General features: G+C 53.4%; 23 protein-coding genes and 2 tRNA genes. 6 read left to right on the top strand and 19 right to left on the bottom strand.

Annotated features, from left to right (window positions below):
- Positions 1-41 precede the first annotated feature (41 nt).
- From ubiU to AAIE02_RS22380, 3 genes are all read left to right on the top strand, one after another.
- Positions 42-1,037, top strand: coding sequence for a ubiquinone anaerobic biosynthesis protein UbiU (gene ubiU, locus AAIE02_RS22390; RefSeq protein WP_008454763.1), 996 nt, complete (start codon positions 42-44; stop codon positions 1,035-1,037).
- A gap of 8 nt (positions 1,038-1,045) precedes the next feature.
- Positions 1,046-1,924, top strand: a complete 879-nt coding sequence (locus AAIE02_RS22385; protein ID WP_498533266.1) for a U32 family peptidase — start codon at positions 1,046-1,048, stop codon at positions 1,922-1,924.
- Between the two features lie 143 nt (positions 1,925-2,067).
- Complete coding sequence (locus AAIE02_RS22380; RefSeq protein WP_498533265.1) at positions 2,068-3,075, top strand: luciferase-like monooxygenase; 1,008 nt, start codon at positions 2,068-2,070, stop codon at positions 3,073-3,075.
- Positions 3,076-3,116: 41 nt separating this feature from the next.
- Here the strand turns inward: AAIE02_RS22380 and mtr are convergent, their stop codons facing one another.
- The 14 genes from mtr to secG form a co-directional block, all read right to left on the bottom strand.
- On the bottom strand, positions 3,117-4,361 hold the full coding sequence (gene mtr / locus AAIE02_RS22375; RefSeq protein ID WP_008454767.1) for a tryptophan permease: 1,245 nt from the start codon (positions 4,359-4,361) through the stop codon (positions 3,117-3,119).
- A gap of 153 nt (positions 4,362-4,514) precedes the next feature.
- Positions 4,515-6,443, bottom strand: coding sequence for a DEAD/DEAH family ATP-dependent RNA helicase (locus tag AAIE02_RS22370; protein ID WP_008454769.1), 1,929 nt, complete (start codon positions 6,441-6,443; stop codon positions 4,515-4,517).
- Positions 6,436-6,513, bottom strand: a complete 78-nt coding sequence (gene yrbN / locus AAIE02_RS22365; protein WP_099458804.1) for a protein YrbN — start codon at positions 6,511-6,513, stop codon at positions 6,436-6,438. Before yrbN ends, AAIE02_RS22370 begins: the two co-directional genes overlap by 8 nt.
- Before the next feature lie 110 nt (positions 6,514-6,623).
- Positions 6,624-7,508, bottom strand: a complete 885-nt coding sequence (gene nlpI, locus AAIE02_RS22360) for a lipoprotein NlpI (RefSeq protein WP_008454770.1) — start codon at positions 7,506-7,508, stop codon at positions 6,624-6,626.
- A 117-nt stretch (positions 7,509-7,625) separates the two neighbouring features.
- A complete protein-coding gene (pnp, locus tag AAIE02_RS22355) occupies positions 7,626-9,755 on the bottom strand; it encodes a polyribonucleotide nucleotidyltransferase (protein WP_008454773.1) in 2,130 nt (709 codons plus the stop codon).
- 247 nt (positions 9,756-10,002) lie between these two features.
- The gene (rpsO, locus tag AAIE02_RS22350) at positions 10,003-10,272 is read right to left on the bottom strand and encodes a 30S ribosomal protein S15 (RefSeq protein ID WP_008454776.1); all 270 of its coding nucleotides are present in this window, start codon (positions 10,270-10,272) and stop codon (positions 10,003-10,005) included.
- A 154-nt stretch (positions 10,273-10,426) separates the two neighbouring features.
- Positions 10,427-11,371, bottom strand: coding sequence for a tRNA pseudouridine(55) synthase TruB (gene truB / locus AAIE02_RS22345; protein WP_336982907.1), 945 nt, complete (start codon positions 11,369-11,371; stop codon positions 10,427-10,429).
- Positions 11,371-11,772 (bottom strand): 30S ribosome-binding factor RbfA, encoded by a 402-nt coding sequence (gene rbfA / locus AAIE02_RS22340; protein ID WP_008454782.1) that lies wholly within the window; start codon positions 11,770-11,772, stop codon positions 11,371-11,373. The genes truB and rbfA overlap by 1 nt, the downstream gene beginning before the upstream one ends.
- Positions 11,773-11,837: 65 nt before the next feature.
- Positions 11,838-14,525: a translation initiation factor IF-2 gene (gene infB / locus AAIE02_RS22335; protein ID WP_166877795.1), complete on the bottom strand. Its 2,688-nt coding sequence runs from the start codon at positions 14,523-14,525 to the stop codon at positions 11,838-11,840.
- 24 nt (positions 14,526-14,549) lie between these two features.
- On the bottom strand, positions 14,550-16,052 hold the full coding sequence (gene nusA, locus AAIE02_RS22330) for a transcription termination factor NusA (RefSeq protein WP_008454785.1): 1,503 nt from the start codon (positions 16,050-16,052) through the stop codon (positions 14,550-14,552).
- Positions 16,053-16,079: 27 nt separating this feature from the next.
- Positions 16,080-16,532, bottom strand: a complete 453-nt coding sequence (gene rimP, locus AAIE02_RS22325; RefSeq protein WP_008454786.1) for a ribosome maturation factor RimP — start codon at positions 16,530-16,532, stop codon at positions 16,080-16,082.
- Between the two features lie 213 nt (positions 16,533-16,745).
- A tRNA-Met gene (locus tag AAIE02_RS22320) sits at positions 16,746-16,822 on the bottom strand.
- 59 nt (positions 16,823-16,881) lie between these two features.
- A tRNA-Leu gene (locus tag AAIE02_RS22315) sits at positions 16,882-16,968 on the bottom strand.
- Positions 16,969-17,017: 49 nt separating this feature from the next.
- Positions 17,018-17,350, bottom strand: a complete 333-nt coding sequence (secG, locus tag AAIE02_RS22310) for a preprotein translocase subunit SecG (protein ID WP_038478508.1) — start codon at positions 17,348-17,350, stop codon at positions 17,018-17,020.
- Positions 17,351-17,414: 64 nt separating this feature from the next.
- Here secG and AAIE02_RS22305 point away from each other — a divergent pair, with 64 nt between their 5' ends.
- Positions 17,415-17,588 carry a hypothetical protein gene (locus AAIE02_RS22305; RefSeq protein WP_157141373.1) on the top strand — a complete coding sequence of 58 codons (174 nt, stop codon included), beginning with the start codon at positions 17,415-17,417 and terminating at the stop codon, positions 17,586-17,588.
- On the opposite strand, the gene glmM is transcribed toward AAIE02_RS22305, so the two are convergent.
- The 4 genes from glmM to rlmE all read right to left on the bottom strand — a co-directional run bounded on the left by glmM (position 17,585) and on the right by rlmE (position 22,485).
- Positions 17,585-18,922 carry a phosphoglucosamine mutase gene (gene glmM, locus AAIE02_RS22300; protein ID WP_008454789.1) on the bottom strand — a complete coding sequence of 446 codons (1,338 nt, stop codon included), beginning with the start codon at positions 18,920-18,922 and terminating at the stop codon, positions 17,585-17,587. The two genes, AAIE02_RS22305 and glmM, sit on opposite strands and share 4 nt — an antisense overlap.
- Positions 18,915-19,763 (bottom strand): dihydropteroate synthase, encoded by an 849-nt coding sequence (folP, locus tag AAIE02_RS22295; protein WP_498533264.1) that lies wholly within the window; start codon positions 19,761-19,763, stop codon positions 18,915-18,917. The genes glmM and folP overlap by 8 nt, the downstream gene beginning before the upstream one ends.
- 98 nt (positions 19,764-19,861) lie before the next feature.
- On the bottom strand, positions 19,862-21,799 hold the full coding sequence (gene ftsH, locus AAIE02_RS22290; RefSeq protein ID WP_008454792.1) for an ATP-dependent zinc metalloprotease FtsH: 1,938 nt from the start codon (positions 21,797-21,799) through the stop codon (positions 19,862-19,864).
- Positions 21,800-21,855: 56 nt separating this feature from the next.
- Positions 21,856-22,485 carry a 23S rRNA (uridine(2552)-2'-O)-methyltransferase RlmE gene (gene rlmE / locus AAIE02_RS22285; protein WP_008454794.1) on the bottom strand — a complete coding sequence of 210 codons (630 nt, stop codon included), beginning with the start codon at positions 22,483-22,485 and terminating at the stop codon, positions 21,856-21,858.
- 126 nt (positions 22,486-22,611) lie between these two features.
- On the opposite strand from rlmE, the gene yhbY reads away from it, so the two are divergent.
- Complete coding sequence (gene yhbY, locus AAIE02_RS22280; protein ID WP_008454796.1) at positions 22,612-22,905, top strand: ribosome assembly RNA-binding protein YhbY; 294 nt, start codon at positions 22,612-22,614, stop codon at positions 22,903-22,905.
- Positions 22,906-23,010: 105 nt separating this feature from the next.
- Here yhbY and greA read toward each other — a convergent pair whose 3' ends face one another.
- Positions 23,011-23,487 carry a transcription elongation factor GreA gene (gene greA, locus AAIE02_RS22275; protein ID WP_008454799.1) on the bottom strand — a complete coding sequence of 159 codons (477 nt, stop codon included), beginning with the start codon at positions 23,485-23,487 and terminating at the stop codon, positions 23,011-23,013.
- Between the two features lie 250 nt (positions 23,488-23,737).
- On the opposite strand from greA, the gene dacB reads away from it, so the two are divergent.
- The gene (gene dacB, locus AAIE02_RS22270; RefSeq protein ID WP_039305873.1) at positions 23,738-25,171 is read left to right on the top strand and encodes a serine-type D-Ala-D-Ala carboxypeptidase; all 1,434 of its coding nucleotides are present in this window, start codon (positions 23,738-23,740) and stop codon (positions 25,169-25,171) included.
- The last annotated feature ends 2 nt before the right edge of the window (positions 25,172-25,173 follow it).

Below are 25,173 nucleotides of genomic sequence, written 5' to 3'. Positions count from 1 at the left end.
CGCGGGCACGTATTCATGCCCCCTATGATTCAGGATAAAATATGGAGTTGCTTTGCCCGGCCGGAAACCTTCCGGCGTTGAAAGCGGCCATCGATAACGGTGCAGATGCGGTGTACATCGGCCTGAAAGATGATACCAATGCGCGTCATTTTGCTGGTCTTAATTTCACCGAGAAAAAGCTGCAGGAAGCCGTCAGCTACGTGCATCTTCGCGGCCGTAAGCTGCATATTGCCATCAATACTTTTGCCCACCCGGACGGCTACTCCCGCTGGCAGCGGGCGGTTGATATGGCCGCCCAACTGGGGGCCGATGCGCTGATCCTGGCAGATTTAGCCATGCTGGAATATGCCGCTGAGCGCTATCCACACATCGAGCGCCATGTATCGGTGCAGGCTTCGGCCACCAATGAAGAAGCGATCCGGTTTTATCATCGCCACTTCGATGTTGCCCGCGTGGTGCTCCCGCGCGTGCTTTCTATTCATCAGGTCAAACAGCTCGCTCGCGTCACGCCAGTACCGCTGGAAGTCTTCGCTTTTGGCAGCCTGTGCATTATGGCGGAAGGGCGTTGCTATCTTTCGTCTTACCTTACCGGCGAGTCGCCCAATACCGTGGGTGCCTGCTCCCCCGCTCGCTTTGTACGCTGGCAACAAACGTCCCAGGGGCTGGAGTCCCGTCTCAACGACGTGCTGATTGACCGCTATCAAGACGGCGAAAATGCGGGCTATCCCACCCTCTGCAAAGGGCGTTATCTGGTTGACGACAGGCCTTACCACGCGCTGGAAGAACCCACCAGCCTTAACACGCTCGAACTGCTGCCGGAGCTGCTCGCCGCCAATATTGCGTCGGTGAAAATCGAGGGCCGCCAGCGCAGTCCGGCTTATGTGACTCAGGTGGCAAAAGTCTGGCGCCAGGCTATCGATCGCTGTATGGCCGATCCCAAAGGCTACCAGGCCCAACCTACCTGGATGGAGACCCTGGGATCTATGGCCGAAGGCACGCAAACAACGCTTGGTGCCTATCACCGCAAATGGCAGTAGGGAAAAGCATGAAATATTCATTAGGGCCGGTGCTTTACTATTGGCCAAAAGAGACGCTGGAAAAGTTTTATCAGGCCGCGGCGAAAAGCCGGGCCGATGTGATTTACCTGGGCGAAGCGGTATGCAGCAAGCGCCGGGCAACCAAAGTTAGCGACTGGCTGGATATGGCGAAAATGCTCGCAGGCCAGGGCAAGCAGGTGGTGCTTTCCACGCTGGCGCTGGTGCAGGCTCCGTCAGAATTGGGGGAACTGAAGCGCTATGTAGAAAACGGCGACTTTCTGATTGAAGCCAATGATATCGGCAGCGTGAATATGGCCGCCGAGCGCAAACTGCCGTTTGTCGCCGGGCATGCGCTCAACTGCTATAACGCCGTGACGCTGCGCCTGTTATTAAAACAGGGCATGACGCGCTGGTGTATGCCGGTCGAGCTTTCCCGCGACTGGTTAGCCAATATGCTCAACCAGTGCGATGAGCTCGGCATTCGTAACAAATTCGAAGTGGAAGTGCTGAGCTACGGCCATCTGCCGCTGGCTTATTCCGCCCGCTGCTTTACCGCCCGCTCCGAAGACCGCGCCAAGGACGAATGCGAAACTTGCTGCATTAAGTACCCCAATGGCCGGGATATGCGCTCTCAGGAGCAGCAGCAGGTCTTTGTGCTGAACGGCATTCAGACCATGAGCGGCTATGTCTATAACCTCGGCAATGAGCTGACGTCGATGAAAGGGCTGGTGGATATTGTTCGTCTGTCCCCCATGGGCTTAGGGACGCTGGATATTTTGAACGCCTTCCGCGCTAATGAGAACGGTAGCGCACCGCTGCCGCTGGCCAACCGCAGCGACTGTAACGGCTACTGGCGACGCGTCGCCGGGCTGGAGCTTCGGGCCTGATAATAGCTCACTTTGTTAACAAATTTGGTCATCGTTTAATGCACTATTAAAAGTGCAGCTTTTCTGGCCGGCGCGGTATTCCTGCGCCAGGCTGGAAGAAGACCTTCAATCTGATGACTACGCTGTAACTAAAGTGAGCGGTTATGACTGACAAAAATGTTGCTTTCTCGGTGCTGGATTTAGCGCCGATCCCTCAAGGCTCCTCGGCGCAGGAGGCTTTTTCCCACTCTCTGGATCTCGCCCGGTTGGCCGAAAAACGCGGCTACCATCGCTACTGGCTGGCGGAACATCACAATATGGTCGGTATTGCCAGCGCGGCAACCTCGGTGCTGATTGGTTACCTGGCCGCGAATACCACCACGCTGCATTTAGGTTCCGGCGGCGTGATGCTGCCGAACCATTCACCGCTGGTGATTGCCGAGCAGTTCGGTACCCTCAATGCGCTTTATCCGGGGCGTATCGATCTCGGACTTGGTCGTGCGCCGGGCAGCGATCAGCCGACCATGAGGGCGCTGCGACGCCATATGAGCGGCGACGTGGATAACTTCCCCCGGGATGTTGCTGAGCTGGTGGACTGGTTTGATGCCCGCGATCCGAACCCGCATGTACGCCCCGTCCCAGGTTATGGCGAAAAGGTACCGGTCTGGCTATTGGGCTCCAGCCTGTACGGCGCTCAACTAGCGGCACAGCTGGGCCTGCCGTTTGCTTTTGCCTCGCACTTTGCGCCAGATATGCTGTTCCGGGCGCTGCAGCTCTACCGCGAAAACTTCAAGCCGTCCGAGCGGATGGCAAAACCTTACGCGATGGTCTGCATCAATATCGTGGCGGCAGACAGCACCCGCGATGCCGAGTTCCTGTTTACTTCCATGCAGCAGGCTTTTGTTCGCCTCCGTCGCGGTGAAACCGGGCAGCTTCCGCCACCGGTGGAGAATATGCACCAGCTTTGGTCTGCCTCTGAGCAATATGGGGTTCAGCAGGCACTGAGCATGTCTCTGGTGGGGGATAAAGCGAAGGTGCGCCACGGCCTGGAGTCCGTTCTGCGTGAAACTGAAGCGGATGAAATTATGGTTAACGGCCAGATTTTCGATCACCAGGCGCGCTTACATTCGTTCGATTTGGCCATGCAGGTGAAAGAAGAGCTTTTAGGCTAACGTGGTGTGGGGCCCTCTCAGCTCGGAGGGCCCGTTAGTATTTATTTATAAACCGGCAGGACGTCGAAGGTAGACAGGATGTGTACCAGCGCATTACCCACGCCAAAGATCAGAATCAGGGCAATCATCGGCTTGCCACCCCAGACGCGGAATTTCGGGCTGCCGAAGCGTTTACGTGATTTTCTCGCCAGCAGCGCAGGGACAATGGCCGCCCAGATAGTCGCCGCCAGTCCCGCATAGCCAATCGCATACAGGAAGCCATTCGGCCACAGCAGGCCGCCGACAATCGGCGGGACGAAAGTCAGCAGCGCCGTTTTCAAACGCCCCAGTGAGGAATCGTCAAACCCAAACAGATCCGCCAGGTAATCGAACAACCCCAGCGTGACGCCGAGGAATGAGCTCGCCACCGCAAAGTTCGAGAACACCACCAGTAACAAATCTAGGCTTCGGCTGTTGAGCACGCCGCTCAGCGCCTGCACCAGCACGTCAATGTTGCCGCCCTTCTCCGCGATGCCAATAAACTCAGGGCGTGGAATATTCCCCATCGTTCCCAGCAGCCAGATGGTATACAGCCCCAGCGCCATCAGCGTGCCGTAAACCAGGCAGCGAATAATGGTGCGAGGATCTTTGCCGTAATACTTCATCAGGCTAGGTACATTGCCGTGATAGCCAAAAGAGGCCAGGCAGAACGGCAGCGTCATTAATAAATAGGGCGTGTAGGAGGCATTGCTCTCCGCCACGTTAAATAGCGTTACTGGCGTGACGTGCCCAAGCAGGCTGCCGAAGGTCAGGAAGAAAGTGATGACTTTGGCACCAAGCACAATGGCCGTCATGCGGCTAACCGCTTTGGTACTCAGCCAGACGATAAACGCCACAGCCAGCGCAAAGGCCAGCCCCGCCAGGCGAGCCGGCACGTCCAGCGACATCTCTGAAAACGTATGATGCAGGATGGAGCCGCTGGCAGAAATATAGGCGTAAGTCAGGATATAAAGCACAAACGCAATCGACAGGCCGTTGATCGCGTTCCAGCCGCGCCCCAGCAGATCTTTAGTGATAGTGTCGAAGCTGGAGCCGATGCGGTAGTTCAGGTTCGCCTCCAGGATCATCAGCCCGGAATGCAGCATGCAGAACCAGGTGAAGACCAGCGCAGCCAGCGACCAAAAGAACCAGGCCCCCGACATCACCACCGGGAGCGAAAACATCCCTGCACCAATGATTGTCCCACCGATGATCATCACCCCGCCAATTAACGAAGGCTTTGTGCCGGGGGCGGTTAACGTTGTCATATCGAATCCCTGAAAAACTGAGCACGACGAAATTGTCTTATGTGGTTCATTGTACCAGTACATGAGTACAAAAGGGATAAAAAAAACCCCGATTGCAATAACCGGGGCTTTTATCACTGCCGTTTAAAAGTAATACGGCAGATTATAGGTCAATTATGCATCACCGAAGCGACGACGAGCGGTTGCAGCTCCGTCTTCGCGACGCGGGCCACGGCCACCTTCACGGCGTTCACCGCTGAAGCTACGGCCAGCACCGGCACCAGCGCCTTCGCGACGTGGGCCACGACCGCCTTCACGACGCTCGCCGCCGAAGCCACGGCCACCGCCGTCACGACCGCCGCGGCGTTCGCCACTGCGCTCTGGACGAGGCTGCGCGTCACCCAGCAGTTGCATATTCATCGGCTTGTTCAGAATACGAGTGCGGGTAAAGTGCTGCAGAACTTCACCCGGCATGCCTTTCGGCAGCTCGATGGTGGAGTGGGTCCCGAACAGCTTGATGTTACCGATGTAACGGCTGCTGATGTCGCCTTCGTTAGCGATAGCGCCAACGATGTGACGAACTTCAACCCCATCATCACGGCCCACTTCAATGCGGTACAGTTCCATATCGCCAGCATCACGACGTTCGCGACGCGGACGATCTTCACCACCACGCTCTGGACGGTCGCCACGTGGGCCACGGTCATTACGGTCGCCGCGACGTTCGAAGCGATCGTCACGCTCTTTGAATTCGCGACGTGGGCGCATCGGTGCATCTGGTGGCAGGATCAGAGGACGTTCACCCTGAGCCATTTTCAGCAGTGCTGCAGCCAACGTTTCGATGTCCAGCTCTTCTTCAGCGGAAGGCTGAATTTTTGCCAGCAGGCCACGGTACAGATCCAGATCGCTGCTTTCCAGCTGCTGCTGAACTTTAGCGGCGAATTTAGCCAGACGACGCTCACCCAGCAGATCTGCGTTTGGCAGTTCTACTTCAGGAATCGTCAGCTTCATGGTGCGTTCGATGTTGCGCAGCAGGCGACGTTCGCGGTTCTCAACGAACAGCAGCGCACGGCCAGCACGGCCAGCACGACCGGTACGGCCGATACGGTGAACGTAAGACTCGGAGTCCATCGGGATGTCGTAGTTAACAACCAGGCTGATACGCTCCACGTCCAGGCCACGAGCCGCAACGTCGGTGGCGATCAGGATATCCAGACGACCATCTTTCAGGCGCTCCAGGGTCTGCTCACGCAGCGCCTGGTTCATGTCACCGTTCAGTGCGGCGCTGTTATAACCGCTACGCTCCAGCGCTTCAGCCACTTCCAGAGTCGCGTTTTTGGTACGAACGAAGATAATCGCCGCATCAAAGTCTTCTGCTTCCAGGAAACGAACCAGCGCTTCGTTTTTACGCATGCCGTAAACAGACCAGAAGCTCTGGCTGATGTCCGGGCGAGTAGTCACGCTGGACTGAATGCGCACTTCCTGAGGATCTTTCATGAAGCGACGGGTAATACGACGAATCGCTTCCGGCATGGTGGCAGAGAACAGCGCGGTCTGATGTTCAGCCGGGATCTGCGCCATGATGGTTTCAACGTCTTCGATGAAGCCCATACGCAGCATTTCGTCCGCTTCGTCCAGGACCAGACCTTTCAGGCCGGACAGGTTCAGAGTGCCGCGTTTCAGGTGGTCAAGCAGACGCCCTGGGGTACCCACAACAATCTGTGGTCCCTGACGCAGAGCGCGCAGCTGCACGTCATAACGCTGACCGCCGTAAAGGGCAACAACGTTCACGCCGTGCATGTGTTTAGAGAAATCCGTCATGGCTTCAGCAACCTGAACCGCCAGTTCGCGGGTCGGGGCCAGCACCAGGATTTGCGGTGCTTTCAGCTCAGGATCGAGGTTGTTCAGCAGCGGCAGAGAGAACGCTGCGGTTTTACCACTACCGGTCTGGGCCATACCCAGAACGTCGCGGCCATTCAGCAGGTGTGGGATACACTCAGCCTGAATGGGTGATGGCTTTTCGTAGCCCAGATCGTTCAGGGCCTGAATGATGGAGGCGTGCAGCCCCAGATCAGAAAAAGTGGTTTCGATGATATCAGTCATGTAGTACATGTGCCTCGTTGATGGCGGCCAGTCTACGTAACTCATCGTGAAATTGATCTGCAATTTTCATTGAAAAGTGTGAACCGGCTCAAATTTGATTGATTAACGAACAAAAACGCCCTCACCCGTGAAGGTGATGACTTTAGTTAAAAAGTTTATGGGACGATCGTTGTTCGTCAGCTATTGCTGGTCCGATTCTGCCAGGTCGTCTTGCTCCTGGCCCAAGAGCGCTAATTCCAACAATGCATAACGATGCTCAACGTAGTTGTGTACGTTGTTAGCAACCGCTAACTTGAACAGTGCCTTGGCGCTGTCCTTATCCCCCAGACTTAGGTAGTACTTACCTAAATAGAAGTTGGTTTCACTGAGATGCTCAGCGAGCGAGGTGTTATCCGTTGCGTCCGCCTTGAGGCGTTCCATTAGCTCTTTTTCGCTAATGTTGCCCAGGTAGAACTCGACAATATTCCATCCCCATTGCTCTCTATCCGATTTCTCGAGACGCTGTTGTAGCGCCACTTTGGCCTGTTTTTCGTCCAAATTGCGTTCAGCAATATAGAGCCACAGGCTACGGAAAGGATCGTTGGGATCGTCTTGATAAAACGCCAGCAGATCATCTTGCGCTAAACGATAACGACCACCGTAATAGAGGGCGATACCGCGATTTAAGTGCGCGTAGTTGTAAGTTGGATCAAGCTCAAGTACAGAATCAAACGCTTCATAGGCAGCATCAAAATTGCCTGCCTGCGTTAAATAAATGCCTAAGTAATTGAATACTTCAGGCATATCGGGACGGATGGCCAGCGCTTGTGAAAAATCATTCCGCGCCAGAGCCCTCAGACCGAGGCTATCATACAACACTCCGCGCTCATATAAAAGCTGTGCGCGTTCGTCATCGGTTAAAGCCCGACTGGCAAGTATTTGTTCCATGCGTGCCAGAATCACTTCCTGCTGCAGCGTAGGCTGCAATGGCACCGCTAATACTTCGTTCTTACGCCAGGCAGAGTTGCTGCATCCGGCCAGCGTGATAGCTGTCGCAACGAAACACCAGCGCAAAAAAGGCTTCATTTCCTACTCCCGAAGACAACAAATGGATGAACGTCCTGTCCCCCGGCTGCAAACGAGACATCCTGTCCCGTAACAAACAGCTCTCCATGTCACCATGGAGAGCTTAATTGGCAAACCTTACTCAGCTTCTGGCGCGGCTGGTGCTGCACCTTCTGCCGGAGACTGCTCGGTTGCTTCTTTAATGCTTAAACGGACGCGGCCCTGACGGTCAACTTCCAGTACTTTCACCGGAACTTCCTGACCCATCTGCAGATAGTCAGTCACTTTCTCTACGCGCTTGTCGGCGATTTGAGAGATGTGAACCAGACCTTCTTTACCGCCGCCGATAGCAACAAACGCACCGAAATCAACGATACGAGTGACTTTACCGTTATAGATACGGCCCACTTCGATTTCCGCGGTGATCTCTTCGATACGACGGATAGCGTGTTTCGCTTTGTCGCCGTCGGTCGCTGCGATTTTAACGGTACCGTCATCTTCGATTTCGATGGTGGTGCCGGTTTCTTCAGTCAGCGCACGAATTACAGCCCCACCCTTACCGATCACGTCTTTGATCTTGTCTGGGTTGATTTTAATGGTGTGAATACGTGGTGCGAACTCAGAAATATCGCCACGCGGTGCGTCGATAGCCTGCTCCATCACGCCCAGAATGTGCAGACGCGCACCCTTAGCCTGGTTCAGAGCCACCTGCATGATTTCGCGGGTGATACCTTCGATTTTGATATCCATCTGCAGCGCAGAGATACCTTCACGGCTACCGGCTACTTTGAAGTCCATGTCACCCAGGTGATCTTCGTCACCCAGAATGTCGGACAGAACAACAAAGTTGTCGCCTTCTTTCACCAGGCCCATCGCGATGCCCGCAACGGCGGCTTTGATTGGCACACCAGCGTCCATCAGTGCCAGAGATGCACCGCACACAGAGGCCATGGAAGAAGAACCGTTAGATTCGGTGATTTCAGAAACCACACGAACGGTGTACGGGAATTTGTCAGCTTCTGGCATAACGGCCAGAACGCCACGCTTCGCCAGACGGCCGTGACCAATTTCACGACGCTTAGGCGAACCTACCATCCCGGTCTCGCCTACGGAGTACGGAGGGAAGTTGTAGTGGAACAGGAAGCTGTCAGTGCGCTCGCCCATCAGCTCGTCCAGCGTCTGTGCGTCACGTGCAGTACCCAGCGTGGCGGTAACCAGCGCCTGAGTTTCACCACGAGTGAACAGTGCAGAACCGTGAGTGCGCGGCAGAACACCAGTACGCACGTCCAGACCACGAATCATGTCTTTTTCGCGGCCATCGATGCGCAGTTCACCAGCCAGGATGCGGCTACGAACAACGTTTTTCTCGATAGCGTGCAGAATGTCAGACAGTTCAGCGGCATCCAGAGATTCGTCTTCTGCGGTCAGCGTCGCGATAACGTCAGCTTTGATGACGTCAACCTGTGCATAACGCTCTTGCTTCTCAGTGATGCGGTAAGCATCGCTCAGACGGGATTCAGCCAGCGCGGCAACGCGCGCATTCAGCGCTTCGTTCACGGCCTCAGGCTGCCAGTCCCAACGTGGTTTGCCGGCTTCGGCAACCAGCGCGTTGATTTCTTTGATGACAACCTGCTGCTGATCGTGACCGAAGACAACGGCACCCAGCATCTGGTCTTCGCTCAGCAGTTCAGCTTCGGATTCAACCATCAGCACTGCGCTTTCGGTACCGGCAACAACCAGATCCAGCTTGCTGGTTTTCAGTTCTTCAGCGGTCGGGTTCAGCACGTACTGGTCATTGATGTAACCCACACGAGCGGCACCGATTGGGCCGTTAAACGGAATACCGGACAGGCTCAGTGCTGCAGAAGCACCGATCATGGCTACGATATCAGGGTGAACCTGTGGGTTAACGGAGACAACGGTGGCGATAACCTGCACTTCGTTGACGAAACCTTCAGGGAACAGCGGGCGAACCGGGCGGTCAATCAGACGCGCAATCAGGGTTTCCCCTTCGCTTGGACGGCCTTCACGACGGAAGAAGCTACCTGGGATACGACCAGCAGCGTAGGTACGCTCCTGATAGTTAACGGTCAGCGGGAAGAAGTCCTGGCCTGGCTTGGCTTTTTTCTGGCCAACAACGGTAACGAATACCGCGGTGTCATCCATGCTTACCATTACAGCAGCGGTAGCCTGGCGAGCCATCATGCCGGTTTCAAGCGTGACCGTATGCTGGCCATACTGGAATTTACGAACGATCGGATTCAGCAAAATAAGATCCTTTAAAATGACGGGCAGCACGTGGCTTCACGCGCCGCCGTTGGTACCCGACCTTCATCGCATCCTCGCGACTAATGACAATCCTAACCCGCTCTGACGGGTAAAGCCTCTCATTAGCCGCGCGAACCTCTGCAATAAAGATCACACTCAGCAACAATACATTAGTTTCCATAGAATTGCTGCCGTCTGGTTGAAAAAAGGGGCCCTTACAGGCCCCTTTTTCTGAAACTCGCAAGAACTAGCGACGCAGACCCAGGCGCTCGATCAGGCCAGTGTAACGTGCTACATCTTTACGTTTCAGGTAGTCGAGCAGTTTACGACGCTGAGAAACCATACGCAGCAGACCACGACGGCTGTGGTGATCTTTTTTGTGCTCTGCAAAGTGACCCTGCAGGTGGTTAATCTGTGCAGTCAGCAGTGCAACCTGAACTTCGGTAGAACCGCTGTCGTTAGTACCACGACCAAACTCGGAAACGATTTTAGCTTTAGCTTCAACGCTTAGAGACATTTTCAACTCCAACATTATAGATAAATAAACAGGGTGCCGATCTCTAATTCAGCAACCCCAGTGCACGCCTGAACCGTTTGTTAAACAATCGGCCAGCCGTTAAGCCGCGCTATTTTACCTGTAGCGCCCTTTTACCGCAAGGTAGCGGCAAAAGTCAGACGGGATATTCGACGACCAGACGACGCGGAGCAACCCGGCCCTCGCCATCGATTTCACCCATACCGATGAATTTCTTCTCTTCGCCTTCGGTGACGCGCACCAACCCTTCGGCCTGAACGCCTGCCACCCGAACTGGATTACCGTTTTTAAAGTAGACGGCAACTTCAGGCAGCAAATTCACCAGCGGGAAATCGGAGGCTGGGCTGTCCATCGGCATCAGCAGCGGATCCAGCATTTCCGCTGGCTCGCGCCCCTGCCGATGTGCCTGTTCTACCAGCTCATTAAGCTGCTCCAGAGTGACCATCCGCTCAATCGGATATTTACTTACAGCCAGACGACGCAGGAAGATAACATGCGCCCCACAGCCAAGTTTTTCACCGAGATCGTCAACGATCGTACGAATGTACGTTCCCTTAGAGCAATGGACTTCCAGCTCCAGTTCATCCCCTTCATGGCGAATAAACAACAGCTCGTACACCGTGATTGGGCGAGCTTCACGTTCAACCTCAATCCCCGCGCGCGCGTATTCGTACAGGGGCTTACCCTGATGCTTAAGCGCAGAGTACATCGATGGAACCTGCTCGGTATCCCCGCGGAAGCTCTCCAGCGCGGCAGCAAGCTGCTCGGTGCTAAAGTTAACCGGGCGCTCCTGAACCACAATGCCGTCGGCATCTGACGTGTCCGTGCGCTGCCCAAGTTTGGCAATCACGCGATAACGTTTGTCGGAGTCCAGCAGGTACTGGGAGAACTTCGTCGCTTCACCAAGGCAAATCGGCAGCATACCGGTCGCCAGCGGATCCAGCGCCCCGGTATGACCCGCGCGGTTCGCGTTATAAAGACGTTTTACTTTTTGCAGTGCGTCGTTGGACGAAAGGCCCTGAGGCTTATCGAGCAACAGTACACCATGAATATCACGACCGCGACGACGAGGACGACTCATCAATCCTCCTTGCTGTCGTCCGTATTCACGCGACGCTCGTCATCATGACGGATGACATTGGAAACCAGGTTAGACATGCGCATCCCTTCAACCAGCGAGTTATCGTAGAAGAAGGTCAGCTCAGGCACGATGCGCAGACGCATTGCCTTGCCAACTAAAGTTCGGATATAGCCCGACGCGTCCTGCAGAACTTTGATGCCTTCTTTGATGGCATCTTCGTCTTTGTCGTTCAGGAAGGTCACAAATACTTTGGCATACGCCAGGTCACGGGAGACTTCGACCCCAGAAACGGTAGTCATCATGCCCAGACGCGGGTCTTTAATTTCACGCTGCAGGATAATGGCAATTTCTTTCTGCAATTCCTGAGAAACGCGCTGCGGGCGACCAAATTCTTTCGCCATAATAATTTCTCCAGACAAAACGGGGGGCACACGGCCCCCCTAAGATAGTTGATGCGGTACGGCTATCAGGAGATGGTACGCTTGATCTCGATAATTTCGAAGACTTCGATCATATCGCCCACGCGCACGTCGTTGTAGTTCTTAACGCCGATACCACATTCCATACCGTTACGGACTTCGCTTGCGTCATCTTTGAAGCGGCGCAGGGATTCCAGCTCGCCTTCATAGATAACCACGTTGTCGCGCAGTACGCGGATTGGGTTGTGACGTTTCACCACACCTTCGGTAACCATACAGCCAGCAATCGCGCCAAACTTCGGTGATTTGAAGACATCACGAACTTCAGCCAGGCCGATGATCTGCTGTTTCAGCTCTGGAGACAGCATACCGCTCATCGCCGCTTTCACTTCGTCGATCAGGTTATAGATGACGGAGTAGTAACGCAGATCCAGGCTTTCTGCTTCAATCACGCGGCGCGCAGACGCATCAGCACGGACGTTGAAGCCAACCAGAATGGCGTTGGATGCTGCAGCCAGCGTTGCGTCAGTTTCGGTGATCCCACCCACGCCGGAACCGATGATTTTAACTTTAACTTCATCGGTAGACAGTTTCAGCAGGGAGTCGCTGATTGCTTCCACAGAACCCTGAACGTCTGCCTTCAGCACGATGTTCACTTCGGACACTTCGCCTTCGGTCATGTTGGCGAACATGTTTTCCAGTTTGGATTTCTGCTGACGAGCCAGTTTCACTTCACGGAATTTACCCTGACGATACAGAGCAACTTCACGAGCTTTCTTCTCGTCACGAACAACGGTCACTTCGTCACCCGCGGCAGGCACGCCGGACAGGCCGAGGATCTCAACTGGAATAGAAGGACCCGCTTCGGTCACTTCACGCCCCATCTCGTCACGCATCGCACGTACACGGCCGTATTCGAAGCCACACAGAACGATATCGCCTTTGTTCAGAGTACCTTCACGCACAAGAACGGTAGCAACCGGACCACGACCTTTATCCAGGAAGGATTCGATGACCACGCCGCTTGCCATACCTTTACGGACGGCTTTCAGCTCCAGAACTTCGGCCTGCAGCAGGATTGCATCCAGCAGGTCGTCGATACCGGTACCGGCTTTTGCAGAAACGTGGATGAACTGGCTTTCGCCGCCCCACTCTTCCGGCATGATGCCATACTGGGACAGTTCGTTTTTAACGCGATCCGGATCCGCTTCTGGCTTATCGATTTTGTTCACCGCGACAACTACCGGTACCTGCGCCGCTTTTGCGTGCTGGATAGCTTCGATAGTCTGTGGCATTACGCCATCATCGGCAGCAACAACCAGAACAACGATATCCGTTGCCTGAGCACCACGAGCACGCATAGAAGTAAATGCTGCGTGACCTGGGGTATCCAGGAAGGTAACCATTCCGTTGTCGGTTTCTACGTGGTAAGCACCGATGTGCTGGGTAATACCACCCGCTTCGCCGGAGGCAACTTTAGTAGAACGGATGTAGTCCAGCAGAGAAGTTTTACCGTGGTCAACGTGACCCATGATGGTCACAACCGGTGCACGGGTTTCTGCCGCAGCGCCGGTGTCACGGTCGCTCATTACCGCTTCTTCCAGCTCGTTCTCACGACGCAGGATAACTTTGTGGCCCATCTCCTCAGCAACCAGCTGAGCGGTTTCTTGATCGATAACCTGGTTGATGGTCGCCATTGCGCCCAGCTTCATCATCGCTTTGATGACCTGAGAGCCTTTAACGGCCATTTTGTTAGCCAGTTCAGCAACGCTGATGGTTTCACCAATCACAACGTCACGGTTAACGGCCTGTGCTGGCTTGGTGAAGCCCTGCTGCAGGCTGCTTGGCTTACGCTTACCTTTGCCACCGCGAACGGCTGCACGAGCTTCTTCACGGTCAGCTTTAGACTCGCCGTGCTTACCGCCAGCTTTTTTCTGACGCGGCGCTTTAGCTGCAGTACGACCACGACCACGACCGCCTTCAACTTCACGATCGTTTTCGTCTTCTGCCTGACGAGCGTGCTGGGAAGTGGTGACGTGATAGTCAGACTTATCGTCTTCCACCTTCTCCTGCTCTTCCCAAACGCCAGCGTTAGCTTCAGCCATTTTACGGGCTTCTTCCGCCACGCGACGGGCATCTTCTTCGAGTTTGCGACGGGCTTCTTCTTCAGCTTTACGCTTCAGTTCAGCAGCTTCCGCTTCACGGCGAGCCTTCTCGGCGTGGGCGGCTTTCGTCATTTCATCAGTTTGTTGATTGCTCACTTTGTCTTTTTCCGCAGCTTCACGTTTCGCTTTATCAGCGGCTTCGCGCTTAGCTTGTTCTTCAGCTTCACGCTTAGCTTTATCTTGTGCCGCACGTTTGGCAGCTTCCTCTGCCTCACGCTGGGCTTGCTCTTCCGCTTCACGCTGCGCCTGTTCTTCCGCAGCAAGGCGTTCTGCCTCTTGCGGATCACGTTTCACAAAGGTGCGCTTCTTGCGGACTTCGATTTGTACCGATTTACTTTTCCCACCGGTACCTGGAATGTTTAAAGTACTGCGCGTTTTGCGCTGTAAAGTCAACTTGTCTGGGCCTGAACCATGTTCGTGGTTCAGGTGAGCCAGCAGCGTTTGTTTCTCTTGCGCCGAAACGGAGTCATCAGCAGACTTCGGGATCCCTGCATCAGCAAATTGCTGTACCAGGCGGTCCACGGAGGTCTGAATCTCTGCGGCCAGCGCTTTTACGGTTACATCTGTCATGCTGTTCCTTCCTGCTACAGTTTATTACGCTTCGCCGCCAAACCAGCAAATGTTACGCGCTGCCATGATCAACTCGCCGGCTTTCTCATCCGTTAAGCCTTCGATATCAGACAGGTCGTCAACACCTTGCTCGGCAAGGTCTTCCAGCGAGCTAACACCACGAGCAGCCAGTTTAAAGGCCAGCGGGCGATCCATCCCTTCGAGGTTCAGCAGATCCTCAGTAGGTTTTTTATCGCCAAGGCTCTCTTCTTGTGCCAGAGCCAGTGTGGTGAGCGCGTTTTTAGCGCGATCGCGTAATGCTTCCACGGTATCTTCATCAAGGCCGTCGATTTCCAGCAGCTCTTTCATTGGCACATAGGCCAGTTCTTCAAGCGTGGAGAAACCTTCTTCGACCAACACGGTGGCGAAATCCTCGTCAATATCGAGGTATTTGGTAAAGGTATCAATAGCCGCATGCGCTTCAGCCTGATGTTTAGCCTGCAGGTCATCAACGGTCATAACGTTGAGTTCCCAGCCGCTCAGCTGTGATGCCAGGCGAACGTTCTGACCGTTACGGCCAATGGCCTGTGCCAGGTTGCCTGCCTCTACCGCGATATCCATCGTATGTTTGTCTTCGTCGACAACAATGGATGCTACGTCGGCCGGTGCCATTGCGTTGATAACAAACTGCGCCGGGTTGTCGTCCCACAGCACGATATCAATACGCTCACCGCCTAACTCAGTAGAAACCGCCTGAACGCGCGCACCGCGCATACCAACGCAAGCACCGACCGGGTCGATACGTTTGTCGTTTGTTTTCACGGCGATTTTGGCGCGAGAGCCCGGATCGCGTGCGGCGGCTTTAATTTCGATAACTTCTTCACCGATTTCCGGCACTTCAATGCGGAACAGTTCGATCAGCATTTCAGGTTTGGAACGGCTAACGAACAACTGCGCACCGCGAGCTTCAGGACGTACTGCGTAAAGCACGCCGCGAATGCGGTCGCCCGGGCGGAAGTTTTCACGTGGCAGCATATCTTCACGCAGAATCACAGCTTCAGCGTTGCCGGACATGCCTTCCGATTTCAGTTCAAGGGAGATATTGTCGCGGTTAACTTTTTTCACTACACCGGTAACAATCTCACCTTCCTGATCGCGGAACTGATCTACTACCATCGCACGTTCGGCTTCGCGAACCTTCTGCACGATAACCTGCTTCGCAGTTTGAGTGGTGATACGGTCAAAGGTGACGGACTCAATTTCGTCTTCAACGTAATCGCCGAGGCCGAGAGCCGGATCTTCAAACTGAGCCGCTTCGAGAGTGATTTCACGCGTAGGTTGAGTGACTTCTTCAACGATAACCCAACGGCGGAAGGTATCGAAATCACCGCTTTTGCGGTCGATCTCAACGCGAACGTCAATTTCTTGCTCGTATTTTTTCTTGGTCGCCGTTGCCAGCGCACTTTCCAGCGCTTCGAAAATCTTCTCACGCGGCAGCGCTTTTTCGTTGGAAACTGCTTCAACAACAGCCAAAATTTCTTTGTTCATCCTGGGTTTTCACCTCAATCCAAACTATTAAAAGTGGGGTACCAGGTTCGCTTTCTGGATGTTGCTCAGCGCGAACACTTCGTCTTTTCCTTCGACCGTTACCGTGATCATCTCACCGTCTACGGCTTTAATAATACCCTGCCATTTGCGGCGGTTTTGCACAGCCATACGCAATACAATGCTCACTTCTTCGCCGGTAAAACGAACGTAGTGTTCTGCGGTGAACATTGGGCGATCGAGGCCAGGTGAGGACACTTCCAGGTTATAGGCCACGGTGATGGGATCTTCGACATCCAGTACGGCACTGACCTGGTGACTGACATCAGCACAATCATCAACATTGATGCCATCTTCACTATCAATATAGATGCGCAGCGTAGACGTGCGGCCCCGAACGAATTCGATGCCTACAAGTTCATAGCCCAGTGCTTCGACCGGTGCTGAAATCATCTCTGTTAATTTTTGCTCTAATGTGGACAAGCCCACCCCCAAGACATAAAAAAAGGGCATATAGCCCAGTTATTCTAAAGTCAGATAACAAAAAACCCCGATAAATCGGGGCTTTATATAACTGAACCCTGTATGCCGCAACTGCGGCCCGGACACCGTCCAGGAGAATTTTTTTCTAAATTCTTCGCGAAGGCACCGAAACTGGTGTTCACAGTATATTTGAAAAAGAACTCTCAGGGAAAGTGGTTGCGGGGGCCGGATTTGAACCGACGACCTTCGGGTTATGAGCCCGACGAGCTACCAGGCTGCTCCACCCCGCGTCCGAAAACGTGGCAAATACTACGCCAGAATTGCATTAAATGCAAGAATTGCTAGGATTTGGTACCGAGGACGGGACTTGAACCCGTAAGCCCAATCGGGCACTACCACCTCAAGGTAGCGTGTCTACCAATTCCACCACCTCGGCACTCTTTGAACACGGTAACCTTCATGTCACCGCATTGAAGCTGACAAACTTACTGTGGGATATCGCTGCTCGGCTTGGTAGGTGCCGCTGGCGCAGTCTGCTCAGTTTGTGCTGGCTGACTTAAATTTTCCCACTCGCTTCCTTTACTGGTTTTGTTGGTGCTGAGGTTACCCAGAACCAGGCTCAGGATAAAGAACAACGTTGCGAGCACACCGGTCATGCGAGTCATGAAGTTACCAGAACCACTTGAACCGAATAACGTAGCGGAAGCGCCTGCTCCGAAGGAGGCTCCCATATCAGCGCCTTTACCTTGCTGCAGCATGATAAGACCTACAAGGCCTAACGCTACAATAAGGAAAACAACTAAAAGAGCTTCGTACATAATCAACCTGTTCCTTGCGGGGTTACCGCACGCCAATTGCTTCAAACCAGTTAAGCGGATACGTTTGTCATTACCCACTGAAGCGGGTGAGAATACTAACCAAAGCCAGACTGGTGCGCAAGGGCAATTTATTAACAATGCACTGACTGCGGAAAAAAACAGCAAACAAGTAATTTCCACCAAAGAAACAGGCGGCAACTGCCGCCTTTTCAATCAGTTTGCGAAGAAAAAATATTAAACGGCCTTCACTGCGTCTGCGATCTGATGAGCAAACGCGGTAACCTGGGCTTCATCTTCACCCTCGACCATCACGCGAATGAGTGGCTCCGTTCCGGATTTACGCAGCAACACCCGTCCACGGCTGCCCAATGCAGCTTCCACTTCAGCCGTAACGCGCTTAACCTCTTCGTTTTCAAGCGGATCGCCGCTGCCTGCGGTAAAGCGAACGTTAACCAGAATCTGCGGGAACAATTTCATTCCGCTGCAGAGATCGTGCAGGCTCATATGGTTACGAACCATTGCGGTAAGCACTTGCAAACCTGCGACTATGCCATCACCGGTGGTGGTTTGGTCCAGCAGAATGACGTGACCGGAGTTTTCAGCCCCAATTCGCCAGCCTTTCTCCTGCAGTTTTTCCAGAACATAGCGGTCGCCAACTTTCGCGCGGGCAAAAGGAATACCCAACTGCTTCAGCGCGACTTCAAGTCCCATATTACTCATTAGCGTACCCACGGCACCGCCGCGAAGCTGCCCCTGACGTAATCCTTCCCGGGCAACGATATAAAGGATCTGATCGCCATCGACTTTAAGGCCCTGGTTATCCACCATAATTACCCGGTCGCCGTCGCCGTCAAACGCGATGCCTAGATCGGCTTTTTCCGCCAGCACGCGCTCTTGCAGCATACGCACATCGGTCGCACCGCATTTTTCATTAATATTCACCCCATCCGGCTCACAGCCGATGGCAATGACTTTTGCACCCAGTTCACGCAATACATTCGGGGCAATGTGGTAAGTCGCGCCGTTGGCGCAGTCTACGACGATTTTAAGGCCATTAAGGCTCAGTTCGTTCGGGAACGTGCCTTTGCAGAATTCAATATAGCGCCCTGCTGCATCGACAATACGGCTGGCTTTACCCAACTCCGCCGAATCCACGCAGGTGATCTCTTTTTCCATCTCCGCTTCAATAGCTTCTTCGACCTCATCCGGCAGTTTAGTCCCGTCGATCGAGAAGAATTTTATACCGTTATCATAGAACGGGTTGTGTGAGGCGGAGATAACAATCCCGGCTTCAGCGCGGAATGTACGAGTTAAATAAGCAACCGCAGGCGTAGGCATTGGACCAGTAAACGAAGCAGACAACCCGGCTGCAGCCAGACCTGCTTCCAGTGCAGATTCCAGCATGTAGCCGGAAATACGCGTGTCCTTACCGATAATAATCTTACGCGAACCATGACGAGCCAGGACTTTACCCGCAGCCCAGCCAAGCTTCAGAACAAAATCAGGGGTAATAGGTGCATCGCCCACGCGACCACGGATACCATCGGTGCCAAAATATTTACGGTTACTCATAGTATTTGTTTTCCTTCACTGAAAGCGTAGCTTCGACCACGCGCATAGCTTCAACAGTCTCTTTTACGTCATGAACGCGAAGAATTTGAGCCCCCTGCATCGCAGCAATCACCGCGCAGGCAAGGCTACCGCTCAGGCGCTGATCCGGGCCAACATTAAGCAGTTGCCCGACCATCGATTTACGGGACATGCCTACCAGTAGCGGCATACCGTAGTGATGAAATTCCGAAAGGCGAGCCAATAACTGATAATTGTGGGTGAGATTCTTACCGAAACCAAAGCCCGGGTCGAGCAGCAATTTATCTTTTGAAATCCCTGCGGCTTCGCAGCGGGCAACGTGCTCCACAAAAAAGCGATTCACATCGGAAAATACGTCATCGTACTGTGGTGCCTGTTGCATCGTTTTCGGTTCGCCCTGCATATGCATCAGGCAAACAGGGAGCCCCGTTTCCGCAGCGGCAGCTAGCGCACCTGGTTCCGTTAAGGAACGAATATCGTTGATAAGATGCGCCCCTACTCGTGCAGATGCACGAATAACTTCGGCTTTTGATGTATCCACTGAGACCCAGACTTCAAACCGTTGAGCGATCGCTTCGACCACCGGAATAACGCGCTCAAGTTCTTCTTCTGTGCTCACCTCTGCCGCGCCAGGCCGGGTTGACTCTCCGCCAACGTCGATGATTGTCGCCCCGGCATTGATCATCGCATTTGCATGCTTGAGGGCCTCCACCAGGGAATTGTGCTGACCACCGTCGGAAAAGGAGTCCGGCGTGACGTTTAAAATCCCCATGACGTGAGGATGCGAGAGATCCAACGTGGAGCCTTGCGCGGTGAGTTTCATGCTTCTTCCTTTGCGTTCGTCTTAGGCTGTACAAAAACAAAAACCCCGGGGCAGGCCCGGGGTTTATAGATTACTGCAAAAACATCTGCGTGAGCGTCTTATTTGTCGCCCAACTGCTCAGACATCGTGTTGCCCGGATTTGGCGTACGCGGTTCATCAACCGGGCGTGGTGCATTCGGGGTACCGTTGTTGTCAGAGTTATTGCTGTTTTTGCTCGCATCTTCCCAACCTGCTGGCGGGCGAACTTCACGGCGCGCCATCAGATCGTCAATCTGCGGGGCATCGATGGTTTCATACTTCATCAATGCGTCTTTCATGGTGTGCAGAATATCCATGTTCTCATTCAGCAACTGGCGAGCACGGGCATAGTTGCGTTCAATCAGGGATTTAACTTCCTGATCGATGATACGCGCAGTCTCATCAGACATATGCTTCGCTTTTGCCACTGAACGGCCCAGGAATACTTCACCGTCTTCTTCCGCATACAGCAGCGGGCCAAGTTTGTCGGAGAAGCCCCACTGAGTCACCATGTTACGAGCCAGGTTAGTCGCTACTTTAATGTCGTTCGACGCACCGGTAGAAACATGTTCTGCCCCGTAGATAATCTCTTCAGCCAGACGACCGCCATACAGCGTGGAAATCTGACTTTCCAGTTTCTGACGGCTGGCGCTAATTGCGTCGCCTTCAGGCAGGAAGAAGGTCACACCGAGGGCGCGGCCACGAGGGATAATCGTTACCTTATGGACCGGATCGTGCTCCGGTACCAGGCGACCGATAATCGCATGGCCTGCTTCGTGATAAGCGGTCGATTCTTTCTGCGCTTCCGTCATCACCATGGAGCGACGTTCTGCCCCCATCATGATTTTGTCTTTCGCTTTCTCGAATTCAACCATCGACACCACACGCTTGTTACCGCGAGCAGCAAACAGCGCAGCTTCGTTTACCAGGTTAGCCAAATCGGCACCAGAGAAGCCAGGTGTACCACGAGCGATAATTGCGGCATCGATGTCCGGTGCAAGCGGTACGCGACGCATATGAACTTTCAAGATTTGCTCACGGCCACGAACATCTGGCAGACCCACGACAACCTGACGGTCGAAACGACCAGGACGCAGCAGCGCAGGGTCAAGCACGTCAGGACGGTTAGTTGCCGCAATAACGATGATCCCTTCGTTACCTTCAAAGCCATCCATCTCAACCAGCATTTGGTTCAGGGTTTGCTCACGTTCGTCGTGACCACCGCCCAGACCAGCACCACGCTGACGACCTACGGCATCGATTTCATCGATGAAGATAATACAAGGTGCCGCTTTTTTGGCCTGTTCGAACATGTCACGCACACGGGATGCACCAACACCAACGAACATTTCAACAAAGTCAGAACCGGAAATTGTGAAGAACGGTACTTTCGCTTCGCCAGCAATCGCTTTTGCCAACAGCGTTTTACCCGTACCCGGAGGGCCGACCATCAGGACGCCTTTCGGGATTTTACCGCCCAGTTTCTGGAAGCGGCTCGGCTCACGGAGGTATTCAACCAGCTCACCCACCTCTTCTTTCGCTTCATCACAGCCAGCGACGTCAGCAAAGGTGGTTTTGATTTGGTCTTCCGTTAGCATGCGCGCCTTGCTCTTACCGAACGACATGGCACCTTTGCCACCGCCGCCCTGCATTTGACGCATAAAGAAGATCCAGACCCCAATCAGCAGCAGCATTGGGAACCAGGAAATGAAGATAGTTGCCAGCAGACTTTGCTCTTCAGGCGGTTCGCCCACAACTTTCACGTTCTTGGTAATCAGATTATCAAGCAGCTTGGGATCATTAACGGGGATGTAAGTCGTGTATCGGTTACTATCTTTCTTGGTAACGTTGATTTCACGTCCGTTGATGCGCGCTTCGCGAACCTGGTCCTGATTAACTTCAGACAGGAAAGTGGAGTAATCCACCCTACGGCCATTTGACTCGCTGGGCCCAAAGCTCTGGAATACAGACATTAGCACAACGGCAATGACCAGCCAGAGTATTAGGTTTTTCGCCATGTCACTCAAGGGATTAACCTCATATTACAACTGTGTTAACAAACAGCGTCAGGGTACTATAGTTTGCGCCCGGTCGCTACAATGTACACTTCACGTGAGCGGGCACGAGAAGAGTCCGGTTTACGAACTTTAACCGTCGTAAACAGGGAGCGAATTTCTCGCAGGTATTCATCGAAACCTTCGCCCTGAAACACTTTCACTACAAAACTACCGCCCGGCGCCAGCACGTCCCGACACATTTCCAGTGCCAGTTCAACCAAGTACATAGCGCGGGGAATATCGACTGCCGGTGTCCCGCTCATGTTTGGCGCCATATCTGACATGACAACCTGCACTTTACTGTCACCAACACGTTCCAGCAGGGCCTTGACGACTAATTCATCACGAAAATCGCCCTGAAGGAAGTCCACACCAACGATAGGATCCATTGGTAAAAGATCGCAAGCGATGATTCGCCCCTGATTCCCGATTTGCGTCACGACATATTGTGACCACCCGCCAGGTGCAGCACCAAGATCAACAATAGTCATTCCTGGCTTAAAAAGTTTGTCACTTTGCTGTATTTCATCAAGTTTAAACCAGGCACGGGACCGCAACCCCTTTTTCTGTGCCTGTTGAACATATTTATCGCTAAAGTGTTCCTGCAGCCAGCGACTGGAGCTGGCAGAACGCTTCTTACCTGTCATCTCAATATCCAACTTTGTTCATCGTGAATAGCAGGCTAACTAACAATCAGCACAGCCGATTTGGCGATACACTGGAGATGGCGGTAGAATGAACCGTTTTCAATCCCAACGTAAGCAAAAAATACGATGAATCTGAGTACTAAACAAAAACAGCACCTAAAAGGTCTGGCCCATCCGCTCAAGCCGGTGGTTATGCTTGGCAATAATGGTTTGACCGAAGGGGTACTGGCCGAGATTGAACAAGCGCTTGAGCACCATGAATTAATCAAGGTGAAGATCGCAACGGAAGATCGCGAAACCAAAACCTTAATTGTGGATGCCATCGTGCGGGAAACCGGCGCCTGTAATGTACAGGTCATCGGTAAAACGCTGGTGCTCTACCGCCCTTCTAAAGAGCGTAAGATTTCTCTGCCGAAATAAGCAGAGGTGTGCAAAATGCCACGCTATGTTCGTTGATAAAAGGCCGCTATGCGGCCTTTTTCTTTTCTTTACAATACGCCAACCCTTTAGCCAGCGTAGTAAAAATTACAAATATTCTACTTTTAAGATTTCGAATTCGACATCACCGCCCGGCGTGCGAATTACGACAACATCGTCGCATTCCTTGCCCACAAGACCGCGAGCAATAGGCGAGTTTACAGAAATAAGATTCTTTTTAAAATCAGCCTCATCGTCGCCAACGATGCGATAAGTAAGCTCTTCATCACTGTCCAGGTTCAATACTGTTACGGTAGTACCAAAGATCACACGGCCGTTATTTGGCATTCTTGTGACGTCGATCACCTGAGCATTAGAAAGCTTCGCTTCGATATCCTGGATGCGGCCTTCGCAAAAGCCCTGTTGCTCACGCGCGGCATGATATTCAGCGTTTTCTTTCAGATCGCCATGCTCGCGAGCTTCAGCAATCGCAGCAATGATTTCAGGGCGACGAACGGACTTCAGGAAATCCAGTTCTTCGCGGAGTTGTTCAGCGCCACGTAAGGTCATCGGAATAGGTTGCATTTGTTATACCTCTTAAAATCAGTCCTCTGCAGCAGGGTAAACACCGTGCTGGCTTAAGAGCATGGCCGGTAACGCAAGTCTCTCCGGCAACAAATAAAAGAAAACCGACCCGGGGTAATGACTCCAGGTCAGTAACAGTTTTCAAATTGACCGGTATTTTACCCTGGAGTTCCCTGAGGGTCATCGTTTACTTTGCACCATAATGCACCGTAGTATGGCGGTCACGTTTCCAGGCCGTTACCGCGAGATTATGCGATTTTTGAGATTTGTCATTGGGTTGACCGCTGCCGTAGCCATCAATGTTCAGGCTGCGAACGTTGAAGAGTACACCTCCCAGTTGCCTGACGGGGCGAACCTGGCGCTGATGGTACAAAAAGTCGGTGCGACAAGCCCGTTCATTGATTATCACAGCCAACAAATGGCTCTGCCTGCCAGTACGCAGAAAGTGATTACGGCGCTAGCGGCGCTCCTTCAGTTGGGCCCGGATTTTCGTTTTACCACCACGCTGGAAAGCCGTGCTCAAATCGATAATGGCGTACTTAACGGCGATCTTATCGCTCGTTTCGGCGGAGATCCTACGCTAAAGCGTCAGGATATTCGCAACATGGTTGCCGAATTAAAAAAAGCGGGCGTCCAACAGATTAAGGGCAACGTGCTGGTCGACACGTCTATTTTCGCCAGCCACGATAAAGCACCGGGCTGGCCGTGGAACGACATGACACAATGCTTCAGCGCACCACCCGCCGCCGCCATCGTGGACCGTAACTGCTTCTCTATTTCCTTATACAGTGCGCCAAAAGCTGACGATTTAGCCTATATCCGCATTGCTTCGTACTATCCGGTCGTGATGTTTAGTCAGGTCAGAACGCTGGCCAAAGGTTCTCCTGACGCTCAATACTGCGAACTGGATGTTGTCCCGGGCGATCTCAACCGCTATACGCTTACCGGCTGCCTTACACAACGTGCCGATCCGCTGCCCTTAGCCTTTGCCATTCAGGATGGTGCAAGCTATGCAGGTGCCATCATTAAAGATGAACTGAAGCAGGCAGGGATCAGCTATAGCGGAACACTACTGCGCCAGACTCAACCCAACGAACCGGGCACTGTGATAGCCAGCAAACAGTCAGCCCCGTTGCATGACCTGCTTAAAATCATGCTCAAGAAATCCGACAACATGATTGCCGATACCGTATTCAGGACCATCGGACATAACCGGCTGGGTGTTCCTGGCACCTGGCGGGCAGGTGCTGATGCTGTACGCCAGATATTGCGCCAAAAAGCGGGCGTAGATTTGGGGAACAGTATTGTCGTCGATGGTTCAGGCCTTTCGCGTCATAACCTGATTTCACCGGCCACAATGATGCAGGTGCTGCAATACATCGCGCAGAACGATAATCAGCTAAACTTTATCTCCATGCTGCCGCTCGCGGGCTACGATGGCTCTCTGCAGTATCGTGCCGGCCTACATCAGGCTGGCGTGGATGGGAAAGTGTCGGCGAAAACGGGTTCATTGCAGGGTGTTTATAATCTGGCTGGCTTCATCACCACGGCAAGCGGGCAGCGCATGGCCTTTGTGCAGTATCTCTCTGGTTATGCCGTTGAACCAGCGGACCAGCGTAATCGCCGCATCCCGTTAGTGCGCTTCGAAAGCCGGCTTTACAAAGACATTTACCAGAATAACTAGTT

This window comes from Cedecea sp. Ae19-4, from assembly GCF_059801165.1.
This window is presented reverse-complemented; position numbering and strand designations above follow the sequence as displayed.